The 24,738-nt window shown below is 26.9% G+C and carries 19 protein-coding genes; 13 read left to right on the forward strand and 6 right to left on the reverse strand.

What is annotated here, in order from left to right:
* Positions 1-3: 3 nt before the first annotated feature.
* Positions 4-618, reverse strand: coding sequence for a hypothetical protein (locus tag A966_RS00660; RefSeq protein WP_008721426.1), 615 nt, complete (start codon positions 616-618; stop codon positions 4-6).
* 938 nt (positions 619-1,556) lie between these two features.
* Here A966_RS00660 and A966_RS00665 point away from each other — a divergent pair.
* The 5 genes from A966_RS00665 (at position 1,557) to A966_RS00685 (ending at position 7,483) form a co-directional block, all read left to right on the forward strand.
* A complete protein-coding gene (locus A966_RS00665; protein WP_008721428.1) occupies positions 1,557-2,705 on the forward strand; it encodes an acyl-CoA dehydrogenase in 1,149 nt (382 codons plus the stop codon).
* Positions 2,706-2,740: 35 nt separating this feature from the next.
* The gene (locus A966_RS00670) at positions 2,741-3,526 is read left to right on the forward strand and encodes an electron transfer flavoprotein subunit beta/FixA family protein (protein WP_008721430.1); all 786 of its coding nucleotides are present in this window, start codon (positions 2,741-2,743) and stop codon (positions 3,524-3,526) included.
* Between the two features lie 40 nt (positions 3,527-3,566).
* Positions 3,567-4,586 carry an electron transfer flavoprotein subunit alpha/FixB family protein gene (locus A966_RS00675; protein ID WP_008721432.1) on the forward strand — a complete coding sequence of 340 codons (1,020 nt, stop codon included), beginning with the start codon at positions 3,567-3,569 and terminating at the stop codon, positions 4,584-4,586.
* Positions 4,587-4,860: 274 nt separating this feature from the next.
* Entirely contained in the window at positions 4,861-5,391 is a 531-nt protein-coding gene (gene hpt / locus A966_RS00680) for a hypoxanthine phosphoribosyltransferase (RefSeq protein ID WP_008721434.1), read from the forward strand.
* 643 nt (positions 5,392-6,034) lie between these two features.
* Complete coding sequence (locus tag A966_RS00685; protein WP_008721436.1) at positions 6,035-7,483, forward strand: nucleoside-diphosphate sugar epimerase/dehydratase; 1,449 nt, start codon at positions 6,035-6,037, stop codon at positions 7,481-7,483.
* Between the two features lie 818 nt (positions 7,484-8,301).
* Here A966_RS00685 and lepA read toward each other — a convergent pair.
* Complete coding sequence (lepA, locus tag A966_RS00690; RefSeq protein WP_008721438.1) at positions 8,302-10,113, reverse strand: translation elongation factor 4; 1,812 nt, start codon at positions 10,111-10,113, stop codon at positions 8,302-8,304.
* A 426-nt stretch (positions 10,114-10,539) separates the two neighbouring features.
* Here lepA and A966_RS00695 point away from each other — a divergent pair, with 426 nt between their 5' ends.
* The 4 genes from A966_RS00695 (at position 10,540) to A966_RS00710 (ending at position 13,833) form a co-directional block, all read left to right on the forward strand.
* Positions 10,540-11,298 (forward strand): transporter substrate-binding domain-containing protein, encoded by a 759-nt coding sequence (locus tag A966_RS00695; protein WP_008721440.1) that lies wholly within the window; start codon positions 10,540-10,542, stop codon positions 11,296-11,298.
* A gap of 407 nt (positions 11,299-11,705) precedes the next feature.
* Positions 11,706-12,128 carry a PTS sugar transporter subunit IIA gene (locus tag A966_RS00700; RefSeq protein WP_008721442.1) on the forward strand — a complete coding sequence of 141 codons (423 nt, stop codon included), beginning with the start codon at positions 11,706-11,708 and terminating at the stop codon, positions 12,126-12,128.
* Between the two features lie 59 nt (positions 12,129-12,187).
* Positions 12,188-12,973, forward strand: a complete 786-nt coding sequence (locus A966_RS00705; RefSeq protein ID WP_008721444.1) for an MgtC/SapB family protein — start codon at positions 12,188-12,190, stop codon at positions 12,971-12,973.
* The gene (locus tag A966_RS00710; protein ID WP_008721446.1) at positions 12,970-13,833 is read left to right on the forward strand and encodes a hypothetical protein; all 864 of its coding nucleotides are present in this window, start codon (positions 12,970-12,972) and stop codon (positions 13,831-13,833) included. The genes A966_RS00705 and A966_RS00710 overlap by 4 nt, the downstream gene beginning before the upstream one ends.
* 529 nt (positions 13,834-14,362) lie before the next feature.
* On the opposite strand, the gene A966_RS00715 is transcribed toward A966_RS00710, so the two are convergent.
* Positions 14,363-14,659 (reverse strand): hypothetical protein, encoded by a 297-nt coding sequence (locus A966_RS00715; RefSeq protein ID WP_008721448.1) that lies wholly within the window; start codon positions 14,657-14,659, stop codon positions 14,363-14,365.
* Positions 14,660-14,963: 304 nt separating this feature from the next.
* Between A966_RS00715 and A966_RS00720 the strand changes: the two genes are divergently transcribed.
* The 3 genes from A966_RS00720 (at position 14,964) to A966_RS00730 (ending at position 20,957) form a co-directional block, all read left to right on the forward strand.
* A complete protein-coding gene (locus tag A966_RS00720; protein ID WP_008721450.1) occupies positions 14,964-17,822 on the forward strand; it encodes a chromosome segregation SMC family protein in 2,859 nt (952 codons plus the stop codon).
* Positions 17,823-19,060: 1,238 nt separating this feature from the next.
* On the forward strand, positions 19,061-19,774 hold the full coding sequence (locus A966_RS00725; RefSeq protein ID WP_008721452.1) for a uracil-DNA glycosylase family protein: 714 nt from the start codon (positions 19,061-19,063) through the stop codon (positions 19,772-19,774).
* Between the two features lie 76 nt (positions 19,775-19,850).
* Positions 19,851-20,957 carry an ankyrin repeat domain-containing protein gene (locus tag A966_RS00730; protein ID WP_008721453.1) on the forward strand — a complete coding sequence of 369 codons (1,107 nt, stop codon included), beginning with the start codon at positions 19,851-19,853 and terminating at the stop codon, positions 20,955-20,957.
* Between the two features lie 309 nt (positions 20,958-21,266).
* Here A966_RS00730 and A966_RS00735 read toward each other — a convergent pair whose 3' ends face one another.
* Entirely contained in the window at positions 21,267-21,929 is a 663-nt protein-coding gene (locus A966_RS00735) for a redox-sensing transcriptional repressor Rex (protein ID WP_008721455.1), read from the reverse strand.
* 262 nt (positions 21,930-22,191) lie between these two features.
* Between A966_RS00735 and A966_RS00740 the strand changes: the two genes are divergently transcribed.
* A complete protein-coding gene (locus A966_RS00740; protein WP_008721457.1) occupies positions 22,192-22,923 on the forward strand; it encodes an NAD-dependent deacylase in 732 nt (243 codons plus the stop codon).
* Between the two features lie 60 nt (positions 22,924-22,983).
* On the opposite strand, the gene A966_RS00745 is transcribed toward A966_RS00740, so the two are convergent.
* Positions 22,984-23,457, reverse strand: coding sequence for a bacteriohemerythrin (locus tag A966_RS00745; RefSeq protein ID WP_008721460.1), 474 nt, complete (start codon positions 23,455-23,457; stop codon positions 22,984-22,986).
* A gap of 15 nt (positions 23,458-23,472) precedes the next feature.
* Complete coding sequence (locus tag A966_RS00750) at positions 23,473-23,913, reverse strand: bacteriohemerythrin (protein WP_008721462.1); 441 nt, start codon at positions 23,911-23,913, stop codon at positions 23,473-23,475.
* Between the last annotated feature and the right edge of the window lie 825 nt (positions 23,914-24,738).

A 24,738-nucleotide genomic window follows, 5' to 3' on the forward strand; every position in this document is an offset into this window, starting at 1 on the left:
CTCTTATTTACTAAAAATCACTTCTTCCGTTTTTGCTTTTATATAATCACTGAAAAACTCTACGAAATCCTCATCTGTAAACTGTAATTGATAATTACCACCTTCAGGAACAATTTTAAAACCATTAGATAATTTTTTATCAAAGTTTATATCAGCATTTTTTATAGCTGCTTTTATAGATTTCTCAAATGAGGCATCTATATCAGATTTCTTTGATTCTGGGAAATATACTGTTACATCTGAATCAGTTGAATTAATATCCCATTTTTTTACCACTTCAAGAATTAAATCTTTTAAGAATGAAGTATCTGCAAAAGCTCCTTTCAAGCCGTCTTCTAATACCTTAGCAGTTACTAATTCTTTTATTCTTTGCTTTAAAACACTGATTGACTGCTCGCCTGCCATACGAACATCTGTTATTGTATTTTTCTTTAGCTCTTCTGACTTTCTTTCTGCTTCTTTTATAATTTCTTCCGATTTTGCTTCTGCTTCTTTTATAATTCTGTCAGCTTCGCTTTTAGCATTTGAGATTATTTCATCAGCTTTTTTGTTGGATTTTTCAACACCGTCTTGATATATGCGTTCAAGAAGGGAGTCTAATTTTTTCTCTTCAGCCATAATAACTCCTTGACTTTTTTATAAATTGATTTATAGAAATTTTAAAATTTTCTCCAAAAACACTATCTTTATAGTCTATCAGTATTTTTAAAAAAATCAAGTAAAATAAATATAAATATACCACAATATCTTATTCTTGGCATATAGGATATATAGGTACTATTTTTTTTAGTTAAAATACATTTATAAACATATTTTAACAATAACTAATAATAAAATAATACTGCAAATAACATTAAAAACTATTACTAAAACTTAAAATACATCAATAGTATAATTTTACAAAAATTTCTTTATTATATTATTACCTTGTTTATACAACATCTTTTTAACAATTTATAAAAAAATTAATTTTTTTAATAGAAATATTTCAAATGTATAAAATATTTGTAAAATTAAATACAAAACTATTTAAAAATAATGAATCATAAAAAATATTAAAACCCAATTGGAAATACTTAGTATATTATTTATTATTTTTATAATAAATCTATTATAAAAATAAAAATTTATTCTCAGCTGCAATGAAACAATATTATACAAAAACTATTTTATAATATTATAAGCAACACTATAAAGTTTAATTATCACTTAAAATTATATATATTAAAATATATTGTATAAAAAACATATAAAAATAACTTCATAAGTATATCAAACTGTTCAAATTTAATAATCTATATATAATTCTATATATAAAAAAGTTCTATAACTTTCTTAAATCTTGGATTAGTATTATAAAAAACTTATAAAAACTTGATAAATATAACTCTGCAAGAATACATTATTTAGCAATTTTTTGTATTTTTAGTTTTAATATTAAAGAAAAAGTTATTTTTTATCATATTATATCTTATTATATTATGTTTATGATTTGATTTTTAGTAAAAAATATATTATATTTTACTTAAAGATTATTAGTAGGAGGATTTTAGAGAATGGAATTTAATTTGTCTAAAACACATCAACTTTTCAGACAAATGATCAGAGAATTTGCTGAAAAAGAAGTAAAACCTTTAGCTGCAGAAGTTGACGAGGAAGAAAGATTCCCTGTTGAAACTGTAAAAAAAATGTCTGAAATCGGACTTATGGGAATACCTATTCCTAAAGAATACGGTGGTGCAGGTGGAGACAATATAATGTATGCTATGGCTGTTGAAGAATTATCAAGAGTGTGCGGTACTACTGGTGTTATACTTTCTGCTCACACTTCACTTGGTACTTGGCCTATATTACAATTTGGTACTGATGCTCAAAAACAAAAATATCTGCCTAAACTAGCCAGCGGAGAATGGTTAGGTGCTTTCGGTCTTACTGAACCAAATGCTGGTACTGATGCTGCAGGTCAGCAAACAACTGCTGTATTAGACGAAGCTAGTCAAGAATGGATTATTAACGGTTCTAAAATATTCATAACAAACTCTGGATATGCTAATGTATATATTGTATTTGCTATGACTGATAAATCAAAAGGATTAAAAGGTATTTCTGCTTTCATCGTAGAATCAACTGCTCCTGGATTTTCTATCGGTAAAAAAGAGAAGAAATTAGGTATTAGAGGTTCTGCTACTTGCGAATTAATATTTGAAAATGCAAGAATACCAAAAGACAACTTACTAGGAGAATTAGGCAAAGGATTTAAAATTGCTATGATGACTCTTGACGGAGGAAGAATAGGTATTGCTTCTCAGGCTTTAGGTATTGCTCAAGGTGCTCTTGATGAAACTGTAGCTTATGTAAAAGAAAGAAAACAATTCGGAAGAGCTATAGCTAATTTCCAAAACACTCAATTCCAATTAGCTAACCTTGAAGTAAAAGTAGAAGCTTCAAGACTTCTAGTATATAAAGCAGCTTGGAAAGAAAGCAATCATCTTCCATACTCTGTAGATGCTGCAAGAGCTAAACTATTTGCTTCTGAAACTGCTATGGAAGTTACAACTAAAGCTGTTCAGCTTCATGGCGGATACGGATATACTAGAGAATATCCTGTTGAAAGAATGATGAGAGATGCTAAGATTACAGAAATCTATGAAGGTACTTCAGAAGTTCAAAGAATGGTAATAGCAGGAAGCCTTTTTAAAAAATAATTAATTAGCAAATAAATATTTATGGAGGAATAGAAATGAAAATAGTAGTTTGTGTAAAACAGGTTCCAGATACAACTGAAATTAGACTTGACCCTGTTAAAGGTACATTAATAAGAGAGGGTGTTCCTAGTATAATGAACCCTGACGATAAAGGTGGATTAGAAGAAGCTTTAAAATTAAAAGATAAATATGGTGCTCATGTTACAGTAATAACAATGGGTCCCCCTCAAGCTGAAGCTATCTTAAGAGAGGCTTTTGCTATGGGTGCTGACAGAGCTATTCTTATAACTGATAGAAAATTCGGAGGTGCTGATACTCTAGCTACTTCTAATACATTAGCAGCTGCTTTAAGAACTTTAGAATATGATCTTATTATCTCTGGAAGACAAGCTATAGACGGTGATACTGCTCAAGTTGGTCCGCAAACAGCTGAACACTTACAAATACCTCAGATTTCTTATGCTAAAGAAATACAATACAACGAAGCTGATAAATCATTAACTGTAAAAAGAATGGTAGAAGACGGATATTATCTATTAAATGTTCAATTACCTGCTTTAGTTACTGTATTATCAGAAGCTAACAGCCCTAGATACATGAGAGTTAAAGGAATAGTAGAAGCTTATGATAAAGAAATTGAAATATGGTCTTCTGAAACTATAAAAATTGATCCTTCATTGATAGGACTTCCTGGATCTCCTACTAAAGTAAAAAAATCATTTACTAAAGGAGCTAAACAAGCTGGTAAAGTATTTGAAGTTGATACAAAAGAAGCTGTTAATATCATAATTGAAAAATTAAAAGAAAAATTTGTTATTTAATTTTAATTAACAAAGAACCTTAGAAAAAAGGAGATAGATAATGAATTTAAGTGATTATAAAGGAATATTAGTATTTGCTGAGCAAAGAGACGGTGTACTTCAAAATGTAGGTTTGGAATTAATCGGAGAAGCAAAAAAACTTGCAGCACAATTAAAAACACCTGTAACAGTAGTTTTAATGGGATATAATATACAAAATTTAGCTCAAACTTTAATAGACTATGGTGCTGATATCGTAGTAGTAATAGATAATGAACATCTAAAACAATATGATACTGAAGCTTATGCTCAGGCATTTAAAGTAGTAATAGAAGCTAAAAAACCTGAAATCGTACTATTGGGAGCAACTACTTTAGGAAGAGACTTAGCTCCTAGAGTATCTTCAAGAATGAATACAGGACTTACTGCTGACTGTACAAAACTAGATATAGATGAAACTACAAATGTTTTCGGTATGACTAGACCTGCTTTCGGCGGTAACTTAATGGCTACAATCGTATGTCCTGATCACAGACCGCAAATGGCTACTGTAAGACCTGGGGTTATGCAGAAACTACCTAAAGAAGAAGGAAGAAAAGGTGAAATTGAAGTACTTCCTGTAAATATAGATACTTCTAAAATGAAAGTAAAAATCCTAGATATAGTAAAAGAAACTTCTAAAAAAGTTGATATTACAGAAGCTAAAATCTTAGTATCTGGAGGAAGAGGCGTAGGTTCTAAAGAAAACTTCAAAAATCTTGAGGCTGTAGCTTCAAAAATAGGTGCTGAAGTTTCTGCTTCAAGGGCTGCTGTAGATGCTGGATTTATAGAACAATCAAGACAAGTTGGACAAACTGGTAAAACTGTAAGACCTGATATATACTTCGCTTGCGGTATATCTGGGGCTATTCAGCACATGGCTGGTATGGAAGAATCAGAGTTCATAATTGCAATAAATAAAGATAAAGATGCTCCTATGTTTGGCATTGCTGATTTGGGAATAGTAGGCGATGTAAATAAAATACTTCCTCTATTAGCTGAAGAATTAGCTAAAGCAATAGAAGCTAAAAAATCTAATTAATTTAAAAACTTAGATTATTTTTTATAAGAATAGAGCCAATGGATAAAAATCGCTTATCTATTGGCTCTATAATTATATATACATTTTTTCTATTTATCAAGTTATAAACTATATCAAATAACATAATTTTTAACAAACAATATAAATTAAAAAATCATCATTAATGCATATAAATTATAATTATTAAAAAATGCATAGTAATAGTATAAATATATTTTTAATTAAATCCTTATTTATATACGATAATATATAAAAAATTAATAAGGAATAATTCATGAAAAAAGATGATCATATAGCAAAGATACTTATCTCAGAAGAAGATATAAATAATAAAGTTAAGGAATTAGCAGAACAAATTTCTAATGATCTTAAAAATAAAGAAAATATACCATGCATTATAGGACTTCTTAAAGGTTCATTTATATTCATTGCTGATTTATCTAGGTATATTGATGTACCTGTAGAGATTGATTTTATGATAGTATCAAGTTACGGAAACAATAAAATAGGTTCTGAAATTAAAATACTCAAAGATGTTGATATACCTCTCACCGGAAGAGATGTTATCATAGTAGAAGACATCATAGATACAGGATATACTTTAGAAAAAATATGTGAAATATTAAAAACAAGAAATATTGCTTCGCTAAAAATATGCACACTTTTAAATAAGCCTTCAAGAAGAAAAGTTGATATAAAAATAGATTATAACGGTTTTGATATAGAAGATGAGTTCGTTGTAGGCTACGGAATTGATTATGCTCAGAAATATAGAAATCTTCCATACATTGGAGTAGTTGAATAACCGCACGCAGAATAAAACTAAAAATATAAACTTATTTGCAATTCAAATTTTTATTATATTATAAATTTTGCTTACCGTGCGTTAAATAAATTTTAAATATAATAAAAACTTGGGCGGGGGCTAATAGATGTTATTTAAATCTTAAAACAGTATCAAACTAAAATCCAAAGTAAAATAACAAACTCTAAAGGGTGGGGAATGAGAATAAATTTTTTGACTTTTACTAATTCCCACCCTCTAGGATTTTTAATTTATTTTTAGATTTAAATTTTTTTAATTCTTTATAATCTAATGATAATTTTTAGATGCCCACCCTAGTATTATTTAAATTTAATGTCTAATTACCGCACGCATAATGAAATTAAAAATATGAAGTTATTTTGCAAAGCAAACTTTATTATATTATAAATTTTGCTTACCGTGCGTTAAAGAGATTTTAAATATAACAAAAACTTTGGCAGGTGCTATAAATTCTAATATAAACTTACAAATCTTAAATAAATTAAAATTCAGAAATAATTTATAAAATCTAAATGGCTGAAATGAAAATAAAAATATAAAAAATAAAATCCTTGTATAATAAATAAAAAAAATATATACTATAGCCCTATTTATATATGTTATGTATTTTAGGTTTTAAGTAATGAACAAAAAAAATATAGTTATAATAGGAGCAGGAAATGCCGGTGAGACTCTTGCCTCTGAAATACTCACTTCTGATGATAATAATGAATATAATATACTTTGCTTTTTAGATGATGATGAAAATAAGATACAAGTAAATATTAAAAATCATTCTATAGATGTAAAAGGAAAAATTAAAGACATAGAAAATATAATAGAAGAATACAAAAATAATAATACCGATATAGAAGAAATTATTATAGCAATACCTACGCTCAAACAAAAAGAACTTCTTGAAATACTTGATATAATATATCCTACTGGAATAAGATATAAAATACTTCCCGGATTTTTTGAAATAATAAAGGGAAATGCCTCTATAAAAGATATAAGAAACATTGAACCTTCTGACTTGCTTGGAAGAGAGGAAATCGGTTTTGATGAAAAAGAAATATCAGCATACTATAAAGATAAAACAATATTAGTTACAGGAGGCGGAGGCTCTATCGGAAGCGAACTTGTAAGGCAGTTAATTACACTTCCTGTAAAAAAAGTTATGGCTTTAGATAATTCTGAAAGTGCTGTTCATAATCTCATAATGTCTTTAAATGACAGAAACAATGAAAAACATAAACACAAATTCATGTATATAATATCAAATGTACGAGACTATGTTAAAGTTGATAAAATTTTAAAAGAAGAAAAGCCAGATATAATTTTTCATGCGGCCGCTCATAAGCATCTTCCTTTTATGGAAAGCTACCCTGAAGAAGCCATTAAAAATAATATACTAGCCACAGAAAATATAGCAACCCTTGCAATTAAAAATAATATAAAAAACTTTGTATTCATATCAACAGATAAAGCAGTTCGTCCTACTTCTCTAATGGGAGCAAGCAAAAGAATATGCGAAAGAATGATAATGTCTCTTTCTCATGAACAAAACAGCACAGCATTTAAAATAACAAGATTTGGAAATGTTTTAGGCAGCAGCGGAAGCGTCATACCTGTATTTGAAAAGCAGATAAGAGAAGGAAAGGCATTAACTGTTACGCACCCTGAGATGGTAAGATTTTTTATGTCTATAAGGGAAGCTGCAAGGCTTGTGATTAAAGCTTGTACTTTGAATGACGGAATAATATTTACTTTGGATATGGGAAAGCCTGTAAAAATTTTAGACTTGGCAAAAAATATGCTTAAAATGTACGGACTTACAGAAAAAGAGATTCCAATAATTTTTACAGGTATAAGAGAAGGTGAAAAACTTTATGAAGAAATTTTAATGGACGATGAGACATTAATACCTTCTCAATATAAAAAATTATTCATAGCAAAAGATCCTGTTAAATGTTTAACTCCGGAAGAGAGAAAAATTATGATAGATGCATTCGATATAGCATCTCTTGATGCAGACAAAGAAACAATAAAAATGCTTATGCATAAATATATAGAAGAATATACAGGATAATTTTATTTACTAATAAATTAGATGCTTCATATATTAAAATACCGCACGGTTAGAAAAATTTAAAATATAAAAAAATTTAAATTGCAATTTAAACAGTAAACAAAAAATCATATACCGTGCGTTAAATAGATTATAAATTTAATTATCACTTGGGCGGGCATTAACTTTTCAGTATTAGTTTAAAAAAAATAAAAATATAAATTTCATAAGAAAATTTAAAAATATAAAGGGTGGGGTATGTAATTCAAGTTTTAAATTTATTTACACTCCCACCCTATAGACTTATTATTTTATTATGAAATTAAAATTTTATTTGCCATTTTACTTTACTCTAATTTATTAAACCCCACCCAAGTTTTTATTAGATTTAAAACCATTACAACGCACGAAAAATATGTTTTAAAATAAAATAGTATAAAATATTATTGTCAATTAATTTATAATTTTGTTTCATTTACCGTGCGGAGTATAGACTGTAAATTTAAAATACACTCGGACGGATACTAATAATGTAGTTTAAATAAAAAAATAAATTATAAAGTGCGTGGAGAGAGAAAAATTTTTTAATTTTTTTACTTTATTTTAATCCCCACCCTATATACTTTATAATTTTTATTTGAAATTTGTATTTTTTATGTTCTTATTGTTGTATTAGAAATTACAGCACCCACCCAAATGCTTTTTTAATTTTTGAATTTTATTCACCGCACGGTTTATGAAATCTAAAATATAGAAAATATTAAAATAATAACTTAAACAATAAATAAGAATCTATCTACCGTGCGTTATAAATAACATCGAATAAATTTATTCAAAAATTATTTATTATTGTCATCAGTTTTAAGTACACTTATGAATGCGTCCTGAGGTATCTCTACACTTCCAATAGCTTTCATTCGCTTTTTACCTTCTTTCTGCTTTTCAAGAAGTTTTCTTTTTCTAGTGATATCTCCGCCGTAACATTTAGCTGTAACATTTTTCCTTAAAGCACTAATATTTTCTCGTGCTATAATACGCCCGCCTATTGCAGCCTGTAATGGAATCTGAAACATATGCTTTGGAATGAGATGTTTTAATTTTTCTATGATTTGTCTTCCGCGGCTTTCTGCATTGCTTCTATGTGCCATAAATGATAAAGCATCTACCACTTCTCCATGAACAAGTATATCTATTTTTTCTATTTGGCTTTCTCTGAAGTCTGAAAAATCATAGTCGAATGAAGCATATCCTCTTGATATGGATTTTAATTTATCATAAAAGTCATAAACTACTTCTATTAAAGGCAAATCAAATTTAATTTCTGCTCTTTTATCATCTAAATAATTTAATGATGTCTGAGTACCTCTTCTGTCTATGCAAAGAGAAATAATATTACCTAAATAATCTGTAGGCACTATTATAAGAGCATTTATAAAAGGCTCATAACATTTTTCTATGTATTGTGCTGTAGGAAAATCTGCAGGATTATCGATAATTTTCTCTTCGCCGTTTGTGAGTTTTAATTTTACCTCTACCGATGGGCTAGTTATTACAAGATTGAGATTAAACTCTCTTTCAAGTCTCTCCTGAACAATCTCTAAATGTAAAAGTCCTAAAAATCCGCATCTGTATCCGAAACCCAAAGCTATAGAACGTTCTGGTTCATACACTAAAGAAGCGTCATTTAATTTTAATTTTTCTAATGCCTTCTGTAGACTAGTATAATCTTCATCTTCAGCTGGAAATATACCAGCAAATACCATAGGAAGAACTTCTTTATATCCTATTAAAGGTTCATTAGATGGATTTTCTTCAAGTGTTATAGTATCTCCTATCTTTATGTCGGATATATTTTTAATGCCTGCAATGATGTATCCTACCTCTCCGCTTTTAAGTTCATTAGCTGATTTAAGTCCAAGCAAAAGTGTACCGCATTCTTCAACTTCGTACTCTGCTTTAGTTTCCATTAAAAGAAGTTTATCATTTTTTTTGATAGAGCCGTCAAATATTCTCACTATCATAACAGCACCGCGGAAAGGATCATAATAAGAATCAAATATCAATGCCCTAGTTTTTTTATTAGTATTATCTTTTGGGGCTGGTATAATCTTCACAACTGCTTCAAGTATTTCATCAATACCTATATCATTTTTAGCACTTGCAAGTACAACATCATCTTTATTAACGCCGAACTCTTTTTCCATTTGTTCTTTACAAAGCTCAATATTAGCAGCAGGCAAATCTATTTTATTAATAACAGGTACAATCTCCAAATTATTTTCAAAGGCAAGATAAAAGTTAGAAATAGTCTGAGCCTCCACTCCCTGAGCAGCGTCAACTACTAATATAGCACCCTCGCATGCGGCAAGTGAACGGGAAACCTCGTAATTAAAGTCAACATGACCTGGGGTATCTATCAAATTAAGAGTATATACTTCTCCGTCTTTAGACTCATAAGAAAGTTTTACAGCTTGGCTTTTTATAGTTATTCCTCTCTCTCTTTCTATATCCATAGAATCTAATATTTGAGCTTTCATCTCTCTGCTTGATACTGCTTTTGTATGCTCGATAATTCTATCGGCTAATGTGCTTTTGCCATGGTCAACATGTGCTATGATACAGAAATTTCTAATTTTTTCAGCGTATGACATTTATAAAATATATCCTTATTATTAAAATTGATTGATATTAAAAATATTAAGCTTTTCTATTGATGATATATTATAATATAGGGAGTTTGTTTTTGCAAATAATTTTCTTTATTAGTTTTATATACAAAATGCATATTTACTTTTTAATTATTTTTTATATTGTTTTATATAATTTATTTTTTAGCCTTCTATAATAATTCAAATATAAATAAAAATAATTATTATAATAAAAACTCAATTTTCTAAACTCATATCTCATTTGTAGAATAATATGATAAGAGATATTATATTTCTAGAATTTGATATAGCTTTGCATCATTATAATAAAACATCTGAAATAATGTTGCTTAATAATAACTGCTTGACTTTTTATATATAAATATTAATTTATATATATCAATCTATATTTAATATTAGGAAATAAAAGTGAAAAAAATCATATTAATTATATTAATAATTTTATCATTATCATGTAAAAAATCTAATGAAAACATTTATTTTAAAAAAGCTCCTTCTGCAAACCAATACATTAATGTAGGAATATATGTTTATGATTATCCTTTCGGATATATATCTAATGGCAATATAGGCGGATTTGATTATGATTTAGTTAATGAAATATCAAAAATATCAGGCTCAAATATGATTTTTTTTCCCATGCGTTTTGAAGAACTTATACCCGCTTTAGAAACTAAAAAAATAGATATGATTGCAGCTGGAATGAGTGTAACAGAAGAAAGAAAAAAATATCTTACATTTTCTGATAAATATTATACATCAAGTCAGGCTGTATTGGTAAGTATAGATAATGAATCAATACAAACAGAAGAAGATTTGATAGGCAAAAAAGTAGGGGTTATAAGAGACACTGTAGCTGATAATATGATTTCGGAAAAAGAAGGAATAGAAATAGAAAGATTCGACACAGGAAGCAGTATAATCCTTTCATTAAAGGTTGGAAATATTGATGCCGCCATTTTTGACAAAGAAACATGCAATCATTTTCTTAGATATGATAAAAGTATAAAACTTGTCAATACTATAGAATACCCTCAGGAAGATTATGCTATAGCATTTAGAAAAGAAGAAAATGTCTTTATAAATGAAGTAAACAAAGCCATATCACAGATAATGACTAATGGATTTTATGAGCTATTAATACAAAAGCATTTAGGCACCAATTAATACACAATACTTGTTTTAAAACTACTTAATAAGATTATATATAATATTTTCATAATTTATCAATTATAAAAACAATATTTGTTATATAGATTAACATTTTAGTATACGAACATGCAGTCATTTATACTGATACCATATACCTACCGTCATAACTCAGAGTGAACCAGCACATATTGCACAAACGAAATTAGTTTACCACCCTACTGCTACGATTAGAAAGGCTAGCCGGCAATATAAATAGCAATAGTTTTTAAACAAGTATATAAAAAATATTTAATCTCTATGTAAAATTACTATATACAAAATGTTTTATAAGTAAATTTTTTTCTAATTAAACTTGAATAATATAAAACAATTATTATATTTATAATATATAAAATAATAAACTGTGAATGGGAGTATTGATTATGAAACCTAATTTAATATTAATGGGTCATGGCAATTTAGCATCCACATTTATTGAATCAGCAAAGATGATATTAGGTAATTTATCAGATTATGATGTAATAAATTTGCAGGCAGATAATACCTTCGATCATATAGAAAATCAGTTAAAAGAATTATTAGAAAAATACAAAAATAATCAAGTTTTAATAATGACAGATCTATATGGAGGAACCCCTTTTAATATAGCGAGCAGGTTTTATAGAAAAAATGACAATATCTGTTTAATAAGCGGAATGAACTTAGACATGGTATTGGAATATTTTTCTTCAGATCTTGATTATAATATGAAAAAATTTATAGATGAAATTATAAGTGTTTCAAAAGATTCAATAGCATTGTATTCCAAAAATGAATATGAAATATATGCCGATATAGATTTATAAACTTTAATTATTAATATTTTTTTCGATAATATTAATGTTTATTATTTGGATATTATTTTATGTTTACAGAATATATTAAGCATGCATTAGGAAACTTTAGCATTTTAGAAATAACAACAAGAATATTAGTAGCGTATATTATGGGGATTTTTATAGGCTGGGAAAGAGAACAGCATAAAAAACCTATAGGAAGCCGAACTACAAGTATAGTTTGTATGGGAGCAGCACTTTTATCCTGCTATGAAGATGTATTTGCAAGTGCTATAATTTTAGAAAATACTGAACTAGCTAAATTAGGAACAGCAGTCTTAAGCAAAGTACCAGATTATAACAGAATATCAGCACAAATAGTTTCAGGAATCGGTTTTTTAGGGGCTGGAATGATCATACAAAATAGAGGAAAACTTCATGGTATAACAACTGCCGCCATAGTTTGGGTTACTGCATGTATAGGAATAGTAATAGGATCAGGACAATGGGTACTATCTACTATAGGATGTATATGTATATTTTTAAGCACTTCCATATATAGATTTTTTATACCATATTATATATCAAATAAAAAAAGAGCTATAGTATATTTAATAGAGCATTCTTCGAAAATAGATTTTGAAACTGAATTAGGCGAATTTGGAATTAGACTTATTAATTTAGAGATAGTTGGATGGAAAGAAAATACTAATAAAAGTACACCTAATATTATTAGTAAAATAAATATATTTGTGCCTCAATTAGATTATAAAAATATAGAAAATATTTTTGTAAGTTTAAATATAAAGCCTTTAAAAATGCTGCATAATATGAGAGAAAAGATTGACTTTAATAGTATTGAAAAATTATTATGAATATAGATGTATGTATAGAAAATCTAAAAATAGATAATTATCATGTAAAAGAAAAAATAGTACGAATATCACCTATAACCATATTTTCTAATAAAGATATTAATTTAGTAAATTTAATTTGGTATATAAATAATTTCCATTTTTTCGATTTCTATAAAATAAATGACTATGAATTATTATCCATAAGTAAAATAATAAGTGCAGTAATGGAAAATTATAAATATAATGGAAGTATTGATAATGATACTATATTAGAATGTATTGACTTTCTAAATATAATATTAGAATATTCAAAAAAAGAAGTCATTTCCAAAATATTTAAAAAACACAGTAATGCTGATATAGAAAAAATTTATTTAAAACTAAATGATGATGCTGAAATTAATATTAATTCACACTTTGAGTCAGACAATATAATTCATATTATTTTTACATACAAACAAAGAAGTTTTTCATCAAAAGTTTTTTTCAGCAGAAAGATCGATATTTTTTTTATGGTTCTTGAAAATATATTTAAGATATTGATTAATAATAACATATTAAATACTTTATATGTACATGATTTTAATAATATTGATTTAGTAAATGCTGATAAAAAAAATATGCCTGAAATGGATTTTATATTTAAATTAAATGAAATATCTCAAAAAGAGGATATTAAAAAAATAAATAATAAATTGGATTTAATAAAAACATTTATAAAGTATTATAATCATAATATTATAATAAATTATTTTGATGATAATGAGATTTTAGATATAATTTTAAATAATTTTAATAAAAGAAATTTTATATTAGTAACTGATAATGAAGAAAGATTATATAGTTTAATTCAAAAACCAGAATTAACGCACGGTTAACAAAATTTATAATATAATAAAATTTGAATTGCAAATATATTTATATTTTTAGCTTAATTTTGCGTGCGGAGTTAAAAGCAATAAATTTAAAAAAAACTTGGGCGGGCAGCTAAAAATTCTAATTAAGCAAAAAAGAAAATAAAAACAACAATTACAAATAAAAATTATAAGACTAGAGGGTGGGAAAATGTAATTAGTTTTTAAACTTAAATTACATCTCCCGCCCTCTAAATTTAAAGCTATATTTTGAATTTCAGTATTAGTTACATTTAAAGCCGAATTAGAATTATTAACACCCACCCAAGTGATTATTAAGTTTTAAGTTTACATACCGCACGGATAACTTAATTTAATTTATAGATAAGTTTATAACTTTAATTAAGCTATATTATAAAGTATTACTTTGCGTGCGATTTATATTTTTCATTCCATTAGCTTATAAAAATATATCAACTTTTTTGTACCAACGCTAAAATATACTTCGTCAAAGTTTCAAAAATATAAACAGTATTTATTAAATTTATGTTTATTATTTTTTGATAATATTAAATTTATCCAGCTTAGAACCTGCATTTCCAATTTCTATTGAACCTTCGATATCAGAAATAAATAATATTTTTATTATAATAGCTGGATCTTCTGGTCCTATATATGTAACAGTATATGAATTTCCTTCACCTTCAACCTTTTTATCAATAGGATTCGCCTCTTCTATAATCGGTACAGAAACATCTCCATCATCATTTATTATCATATACGGTTCATTTTGTATATAGTCTAAATACCAATTACCTTTATATATAGGGTCTATTTTTACATTATTCATATTTAAACTCCTTTTTCATAATTTTTATATAAAAATTGTATAATATAAAATTTATTCTGTCAATTTTGTTAGTCATAGATATATATGTTACTAATTTGTTAATAGATAAATTAATATTTTATTATAACAAAATTATGATAATCTTCATATTTACTATGCATTATACCGAAAATGATAAAGGATATTAACATACAAAACAAATAAATTTACAGTATTTTTATATATTATAGATTATTAAATTTAATTGATTATTTTTTAATAGAATTGTATAATTATTAAATATACACTTAACATAGGAAAAGAGATGTACATAAAGAATCTTAATTTGCACGGATTCAAATCATTTGCCATAGAAACGAATATAGAGTTTAATGAAGGCGTTACCGTAGTGCTTGGACCAAACGGAATAGGTAAAAGCAATATAGTAGAGGCTTTCCTATGGGTTATGGGCGAACAGTCAGCAAGCAGATTAAGAATAGACAGCTCAAAAGGGCTTGAAAGCGTTATATTTCATGGTACTGATACTAGAAAACCATCATCTCTCGCACAAGTTGCTCTCACTTTAGATAATAAATCAAGATGGATAAAAAAATACGATACAGATGAAGTTATAGTTACAAGAAAGTACTATAGAAAAGGATTATCAGAATACTATATCAATGATGAACAGGTAAGATTAAAAGATATAGTTGATATGTTTTTGGATACCGGACTTGGTAAAAATGCATATTCTGTTATTAAGCAGGGTACAGTTTCCGAAATAGCAAAACAGAGACCTGAAGAGAGAAGAAGTATTATAGAAAATGCTGCAGGGATAAGCAAATATCTCGAAAGAAGAAGGGAAGCTGCTAAAAAGTTAGAAGAATCCGAAAGAAACCTTGATAATGTTAAAATAGAAATAAAGAATGCTGAAAAACATTATAAATCGCTAAAAGAGCAGGCAGCAAGAACTGAAAAATATTATAATCTTAAAGATGAGCAGAAAAAAATAAATATAAGTTTAAATGTTAATCAAGTAAAAAAATTAAAAATCACTTTAGAAGATCAAAATAAAAGCCTTGAAGAACATACAAATAAAAAATTAGAATTAGAAAAAGAACTTCAGGATTTAGATAAACAAAAACAGCAAGAGCTTTTAAAATTTGAAGAAACAAGAACATTATCTATAGAACTTGATAAACAGGTTTCACTCATAATGACAGAACTTACTCATATAGAAAAGATGTCAAATCAATTAAAAAATCAGCTTGATAATGCCGGCAAAGAAAAAGATGAAACTATTAACAGAAAAAACTCTCTTTTAAAAAGAATAGAAGAAGATAAAAATCAAATAGCCGAACTTGAAGAAGAAGTAAAAACTATAGCTGAAAATATAGAAAAATCTCTTAAGGAACAAGAAGCAGAAGAAACTAATATTGCAAATGAACAAAATAAAATAGCTGCTCTAAATGATAAAATATCTGCCTTAACAAATGAAAATCAAAATGCTGCATTAAAAATTGCTGATGCAAGAGAAATACAATTAGAAGTTATAAATAAAATAATTACAGAGATAGATGAAAAGAAAAAAGATGTAATGGGCAATAGTTTTTATCAGAATATAGGAAAGCATGAAAGTGATATTGATATAGGTTTTAATAATCTTCTTAATGCCATAAATATAAAGATGAACACTATCAAAGAATTTGAAGAAGACGGAGTATTATCAAATTTAAATGAACTTAGCTACAATTCGTTATGCAGTTTTATAAGAAATTTAGGAGAGAGTTTAGATACAGAAAAAAAAGATGCATTATTTCTGCAAGGTATATTTAAAGAGTATACCAAAATAAAAGATCCTTTTGTCGATTTGCTTTTTGACAAGGAAGGTACTTATATGCAGAAAGAAGCTATAGACAAAGAGATTGCAGATTTAGAAAGTTTTATAAAAAATAATGTAGAAAGAATTGAAGAAATAAATAATGAAATAAAAATAGCTGCAGATAATATTAATAGGGGAAACGCTAATCTCACTACCCTAACAATAGAAAGAGCAAAATACGAAACTAATAAAAAAGCATCTGAAGACAGAAAAGAAATGATATTAAAAAGTATGAAGATGATAGAAGATGAATTTGCATCTCTCAATGAAAAAATAAACAGATTAGAAGAAGAATATAAAAAACTTAATGAAGAATATAAAGAAAACTCAATTAATTATAAAGAATTAGAGAAGAAAAAATCAAAAACAGAAAGCGAATCCAGACATAAAGCAAATGAAATAAAAAAAGCGGAATCTGCATTATCAAATTTTGAAACTAGTTTAGCAAAAAGAGTAAAAAGACTTAATGAAATAAATGAAAATATAACGAGAGTTGGCGAGAGAATAAATCAAAGCAATGATAAAATAAAAGATATTTATACTCATTTCTATGAAAACTATGCTCTTAACTTAAAAGATTTTGAAGAAAATACTCAAAACCTAATAGATGAAGAATCATATAAAAATAAACTAAATACTATCAATGAAAGAATAAAGAACCTAGGACATATAAATGAGATGGCACTTGATGAATATCAGGAGGCTAAAAACAGATTTGAATTTCTTACAAAACAAAAAGAAGATTTAGAAAAATCAAAAGAGGAAATACTAAAAATTATAGCCGATGCCAACAAAAAAGCCGGTGAAGATTTTCTAAAAACATTTAATGAAATAAATAAAAAATTCTCGGAAACATTTAAAATATTATTCGGCGGAGGAAATGCAGGACTTAAAATACAAAATGAAGAAGATTTATTAAATAGTCCTATAGATATATTTGCTCAGCCTCCGGGAAAGAGAATGGAAAATATTGTATCATATTCAGGCGGAGAGCTTACTATGACAGGTCTTGCTTTAGTATTTGCAATATTTCTATACCGTCCTAGTCCTTTCTGTATACTTGATGAGGTGGATGCGGCACTTGACGGAGCAAATATTATTAGATATAAAAACATGGTTAAAAACCTATCTGACAAAACTCAATTCTTAATCATTACGCATGATGAAGTATCTGCCACTATAGCTGATGCTTATTACGGAATAACTGCTGAAGAGAAAGGTGTTTCAAAAATATTTACAGTTAAAGTGGATAAAGACGGCAAGGTAAATGGAAGTGAAGAAAAGCTAGTTAATCAGGATTAATATACCGCACGCAGAGCAAAACTAAAAATATAAATTTTATATACTATTCAAATTTAATTATATTATAAATTTTGTTAACCGTGCGTTGAGCAAATTAAAAAACTAAAAATCGTTTGGGCGGGTGCTATAACTTCTAATTAGATTTTAAATATAATTAATACTAAAATTCAAATTATAATATCAAATCTTAAAGGGCGGGGAATGAAGATAAGATTTAAAAATTTACTTTTAAATCCCACCCTCTAGGCTTTTTAAATTCACTGTTACTTTGATATTATTTTCCTTTTTCGTCTCATCTGTTATTTATGTTTCCCACCCAAGATTTTTTAAATTTATTGCCTTCAACTCCGCACGCAGAGCAAAGCTAAAAATATAAATTTTATATACTATTCAAATTTAATTATATTAAGAAATATTATTATCCGTGCGTTGGGCAAATTAAAAAACTAAAAATCGTTTGGGTGGGTGCTATAATTTCTGATTAGATTTTAAATATAATTAATACTAAAATTCAAATTATAGTAACGAATCTTAAAGGGCGGGGAATGAAGATAAGATTTAAAAATTTACTTTTAAATCCCACCCTCTAGGCTTTTTAAATTCACTGTTATTTTGATATTATTTTTCTTTTTCATCTCATCTGTCATTTCTGCTGCCTACCCAAGATTTTAAAAATTTATTGCTTTCAACTCCGCACGCAGAGCAAAACTAAAAATATAAATTTATCTAAAATTCAAATTTTATTATATTAAGAAATATTATTATCCGTGCGTTGAGCAAATTAAAAAATTAAAAATCGTTTGGGTGGGTGCTATAATTTCTAATTAGATTTTAAATATAATTAATACTAAAATTCAAATTATAGTAACGAATCTTAGAGGGCGGGGAATGAAGATTGAAGATAAAATTTAAAAATTTACTTTTAAATCCCACCCTCTAGGCTTTTTAAATTCACTGTTACTTTGATATTATTTTTCTTTTTCATCTCATCTGTCATTTCTGCTGCCCACCCAAGATTTTTTAAATTTATAATGCCTGCACCGCACGAATAAATAAATTCTAAATATAAATCTACTTGTAATTTAAATTCTTACTATATTTTAAACTTTGTTCACCGTGCGTAAAAAATAAATTATTTTGATTTTATATAAAAATATAATATAATTATAATTTATGGAAAGTTTAATAGATAAAATTTAAAATGATAATAAGCTGTATAATTATTTGGATAATAAAAAATGAATATTGAAAAACATGTATTTGATGATATTAATTTCTTTCCTAATAATATGAAAACTTTAATATTAGGCACCTTTCCTGTTCCATTATATTCTAATAAAGAAAAGTTTAGTAAATTAAGCATAAAAGATCAAAATAATGCTTGGTATTATTCAAGTAAAAGAAGTGAGTTTTGGAAAATAATTGCTGACTGCTTTGATATAGATTATAAAAATGGAGATGATTTTATTTTTAATAAGAGCAAGAAGAAAAAACTCTTTGAAGAAAATAAAATAGGAATAGCAGATGTATTTTTAAAATGCAAAAGAAAAAATGAGAATAGTTCCAAAGATACCGATTTAATAATATTGGAATATAATAATATACTTAGCAATATTATAACAGATGAAAATAATTATAAAGATTTAGAACTTATTATATTTACAAGCCGCTTCACAGAAAATCACTTTTTTAAAATAATTAATAATGTCAAATATAGCATAGAAGAAAGTAAAGATGTTTATCAAGCTTATAATTACGGAGAAAATGAAAAATGTATAAGCCTTGATATAATAAATGCCCTAAGAGAAAGATATTTACATATTAATAGTTTAAGGAAGATTAAATTAGCTACAATAACTTTAAAAATAAGTCCTATAAAAGGAGTAAGTCTATATTCCAGCAAGAAAGAACTTTATAAATATTATTTAAATAATATAGGAAATAAATCATAAAGCAATTAAAAATTAATATATCTTATTCCGAAATTTGATAACAGCGAAAATTCTATACTTTAAGGAAGAATTAAAAATGCGTTATTTAAGTTTTATTTTAATATTTTTAAATGCTTTTTTTGTATTATTTGCCCAAACACCTAATACAGGAAGATTGGATCAGTTATTGGATTATGCTAATGCCGGAGATACTAACGGCATAAAAAGATTAATCTCTCAAGGCTCTATTTCAAATTTTATAGATTTTGGGGATAATCAAGGACATAATGCCTTAATCACAGCAGCCTCAAAAGGATATAAGGACATTGTACTTCTCCTTCTATCCCAAAATGCCAATGTTAATCTCACATGCATACATGGAAAAACAGCTTTAATTTATGCTGCCGATGCCGGATATGTTGATATAGTTTCTTATCTGCTTGCTAAAAATGCTAACCCTAATATAAAAATAAACGGCGGAACAACAGCTCTATTGCAGGCGGCAGGAAAAGGATACTACAGCATAGTTGAAATGATAGTTAATGCTAATGCCGATTTAAGAATGATGGGAACTTATAGAAGCGGAAATGATGACGGAATAAATTATAATATGACTCCTTTAATGGTAGCTTCTTTTAATAATCATGATTTAATAGTAAGATTATTATTAGACAAGGGTAGTGATATTAATTATATAAATGAATATGGTGCTAATGCTTTATTCTATGCTATAGCTAGAGGAAATAATGATATTGCTAGGCTTTTATTAGAAAGAGGTGCTGATGCCAATGTAGTAGCTTCTTATGGACCTTATGGAAATATTACGCCTCTTGCCTTAGCTTCTACATTAGGCTTGACAGATGTAATATCATCATTACTCATAGGAAAATCTGATATAAACTTCAAAATGCGAGACGGCAGAACAGCTTTGATATGGGCGGCTATTTCTGGAAAAAGTGATGCCGTTAATGCCCTTATTATGAATAAAGCAGACCTAAATATTGCTGATAATGATGGAAAAACTGCTTTGATGTTTGCTGCCGAAAATGGTGATTATACTTCAGCAGAATATTTGATTAATGCAGGTGCTTATTTAAATACTTTAGATAAATTTAAAAAGACTGCTCTAATGTATGCGATGGAAAATGGTAATACAGAAGTTGTAGATTTACTTACCAGAGCAAGCCTAACATATAATAAATAATGCATTATTAAAAATATATAAATAAAGGGCTGTATAAAACAGCCCTTTATTTTTTAAGATAATATAAATCAAAATTATCTATAGCAAGAATAAGAAATTATTATTTTCTTGCTAATAAAAATTGTTTTCTAAAAATGTATAGCAAATGAATTTGATATACGCTCACAATTTTTATATTTGGCTCTTTAGTGCTTAAAAATTATTATTTTTTATTATTGCTAATAAAAATTGTTCGCTAAAAATGTATAGCAAATGAATTTGCTATACGCTCACAATTTTTATATTTGGCTCTTTAGTACTTAAAAATTATTATTTATCTGCTTTTTCTTTATTCCTTTTTCCGGAAGAATAATTAGTATCTTTTACATCGTTTATAAAGTAGAATAAAGATTCGATTTCATCAGCTATATTAACATCATTGATTATACAATCAGGTCTCTCTAAAAGTTTTATAGGAGCAAAATTTAATACTCCTTTTATACCAGCATTACATATAACATCAAACATTCTTTGAGCTTCCAAATCAGGTACAGTTAATATTGCTATTTCTATTTTATTATTAATTATGAAATCTTTTAATTCCTCTATAGGAAGTATAGGAATGGCTGCATTTCTATCTATTTTTTCAGGGTTATGATCGAATGCTGCAACTATCTTTATAGATTCGCTTTCAAATCCTCTGTAATTAACCAAGGCTTTTCCTATTTTACCATATCCTACTAGTATAATATTATGAGATATTTGTTTTCCTAATATGCTGTCAATTTGCTCTAGTAAATCATCTATATTATATCCGCCCTTCTTGTTTCCAGATATATTAAATAATGAAAAGTCTTTTCTCACCTGAACCGAAGTTATACCTATTGCATCCCCCAAGTTATTAGAATATGCTTTTATAAATCCAAAACTCTTCATGCGTCTTAGAGCATTCTTATATTTTAATAAACGCATAATTTGTGTTCTGCTAATCATAATATATCCTTAAATTTTTTCTTCTAGTTTACTATAAAACAATATGTTATATTATACCATATTAAAGTTATCTGTCAATAAAAATATTATCATAGAATGCCTATTTTATGAGAAATAAGATATAAATCAAAGAACATTAATAATATTTTTTTATATTATTGTTATTTTTTTGAAAGGATTAATAATATATAATTTTCATTTTTAAGTATTTATTTTTTATTTTGCTGGAAAAAAAATTGATTATATTATATAATAAATAATTATGACAGATTATAAATTAATAGCACAAACAATAAAAGAATCAAAATATGCAGTAGCTTTTACAGGAGCAGGCATAAGTGTAGAAAGCGGAGTACCTCCGTTTAGAGGTGAAAATGGGCTTTGGGAAAAACATGGAAGTCAGTTCGCTGAAATTTCATATTTTGTAAAACATCAAAAAGAGTCTTGGAAATCTTTAAAAAAAGTTTTTTATGATCCTATTACGGATGTAAAGCCTAATAAAGCTCATATAGTATTAGCTAATTTAGAAAAGATGGGGATTATGAGAAGTGTAATTACTCAAAATATAGACAATCTTCATCAGGAAGCCGGAAGTAAAATAGTATATGAACTTCATGGCACAGCTAAATATGCAGTATGTATGAAATGCAAAACAAGATATAAAATCACTAAAGAAATACTAGCCATGGATCCGCCTTCATGTGAAAAATGCGGCTCTACATTAAAACCTGACTTTGTATTTTTTGGAGAACAGCTTCCTGCAATAGATTTCAACTCTTCAATAGAAGATGCACAAAAAAGCGACTTATTTATTATAGTAGGGACAGGCGGTGAGGTAATGCCGGCAGCTCAAATTCCTCATATAGCTAAAAGGTCTGGAGCAAAGATTATGGAGATTAATCCTGCACCTTCCAGCTTTACTAATTCTATAGTTGATATTTATATACAAGAAAAAGCAGGTGTAGCTTTTACAGAAATAGAAAAATATTTATGATTTATAAACAAATAAAGCCTTATAGTTTTTCTATAAGGCTTTATTTATAAAATAATAAAATCAATTTATTTCTTCTTCATACATTTTAGCTAATGTAGTTTTAACTTCAGATATAAATTTTTTATCCTCAAGCACTATATGATTAAGAAGCCAATCTTTTAAAAAAGTAATAAAATCTTTAATTACTAAATCATCACCTCTCTCATAGCTATTAACTTCATCAACTATTTTGAGAGAGAATGCCCTGTGTTTAGAAATATGGTCTTTAGATCCGGAATAATTTATGGCTTTCATAATTTTTTCTTCATAGGCAAAGTGATAAGTAGCATAATCAATAGTTCTTTTTATGATTTCTTTGAATTCCTTTTTTACCTCATCATCGCTAATATTACCTCTTACACCTGTTTCATAAAGGTCGTTTATAATATTAACTAGCTCTTTATGCTGATTATCTATTCTTTTATAACCAGTTCTGAATCTATCCTCCCATTTAATCCAGCCTTTTTTAACGATAACTTCTGCCATTTGTTCCATAGTTAAAGCTCCTTATTATTCTTTAGAAAGTTTTTCTAATGTTTCCTTAACTTCCTTTATAAATTTTTTATCTGTAACTAAAATATGATTTAAAAACCAATCTTTTAGGTACTGAACCAAATTATTAATAGCATCTAAAGAACCGCTTTCATAAGATATTACATAATTGTAGATTGTTTGTGTAAATTCCCTATGATATGAAGAATGTTCTATTATTTTATTGTATTTAATAGCATGCATTATTTTCTCTTCGCAAGAAAAATGATATGCAACATAATCTACTGTTTTCCTTAAAGCTCTTTTGAACTCTTCTTTAAGAACTTCGTCCTTTGAATTTCTATTATCCATACAATCATGCAAATCATTAATTATCTCTATTAATTCCAAATGCTGATCATCTATTCTTTTATATCCTACCTTATATTTATCTTCCCACACTATATATTTTTCTTTCATAATTATTCCTTATCATAGCTTAAATAAAAAAAACAATTATGTTAAATATCGTAATATGTATACTATTTATTATATAAATATTTCTGAATTTTTAAAGATAAAAATGAAATTTATTAAAATTTTATTTCTATTGTTAGTATAATCAAACAATTAAAACTAAATAAATTAGGCTAATATACTCGTTCAAAAAGTAGTTTAAGAGATTATTTATTAATTCACTCCCTAATTTTTTATTATATTTTAAATCTTCACAACGCACGCAGAATAGATTTTTAAACATAATTAAAATTGTATTATTAATTAATTTATATTTTTTGCTTCGTTTACCGTGCGGTGAATTAGCTTCAAATTTTAAATATGCTTGGGCGGGTGCTAACAAATGTTATTTAAATCATAAAACAGTATGAAGCTAAACTTCAAAGTAAAGCAATGAACTATGAAGGGCGGGGAGTGAAAAAAAGTTTTTAATTTTTTAACTTTTACTAATTTCCCACCCTCTAGGTTTATTGTTTTATTCTGAAATTAAAATTTTATTTGTATTTCTATTTTACTCTAATTTATTAACGCCAACCCAAGTTTTTATTATATTTTAAATCTTTAAAACGCACGCAGAAATTATTTTTAAACATAGTACAAATTTTATTATTAATTAATTTTATATATTTTGCTTCATTTACCATGCGGTGAATGTACTATAAATTTAAAATAAGCTTGGGTGGGTGCTAACAAATCTTATTTAAATAATAAAACAGATAAAGCTAAAACTAAAAGTAAAGTAATAAGCTCTAAAGGGCGGGAAGTGAGGAAAAGTTTTTAATTTTCTTG

Origin of the sequence: Brachyspira hampsonii 30446 (assembly GCF_000316195.1) — a bacterium.
GTDB lineage: Bacteria > Spirochaetota > Brachyspiria > Brachyspirales > Brachyspiraceae > Brachyspira > Brachyspira hampsonii_C.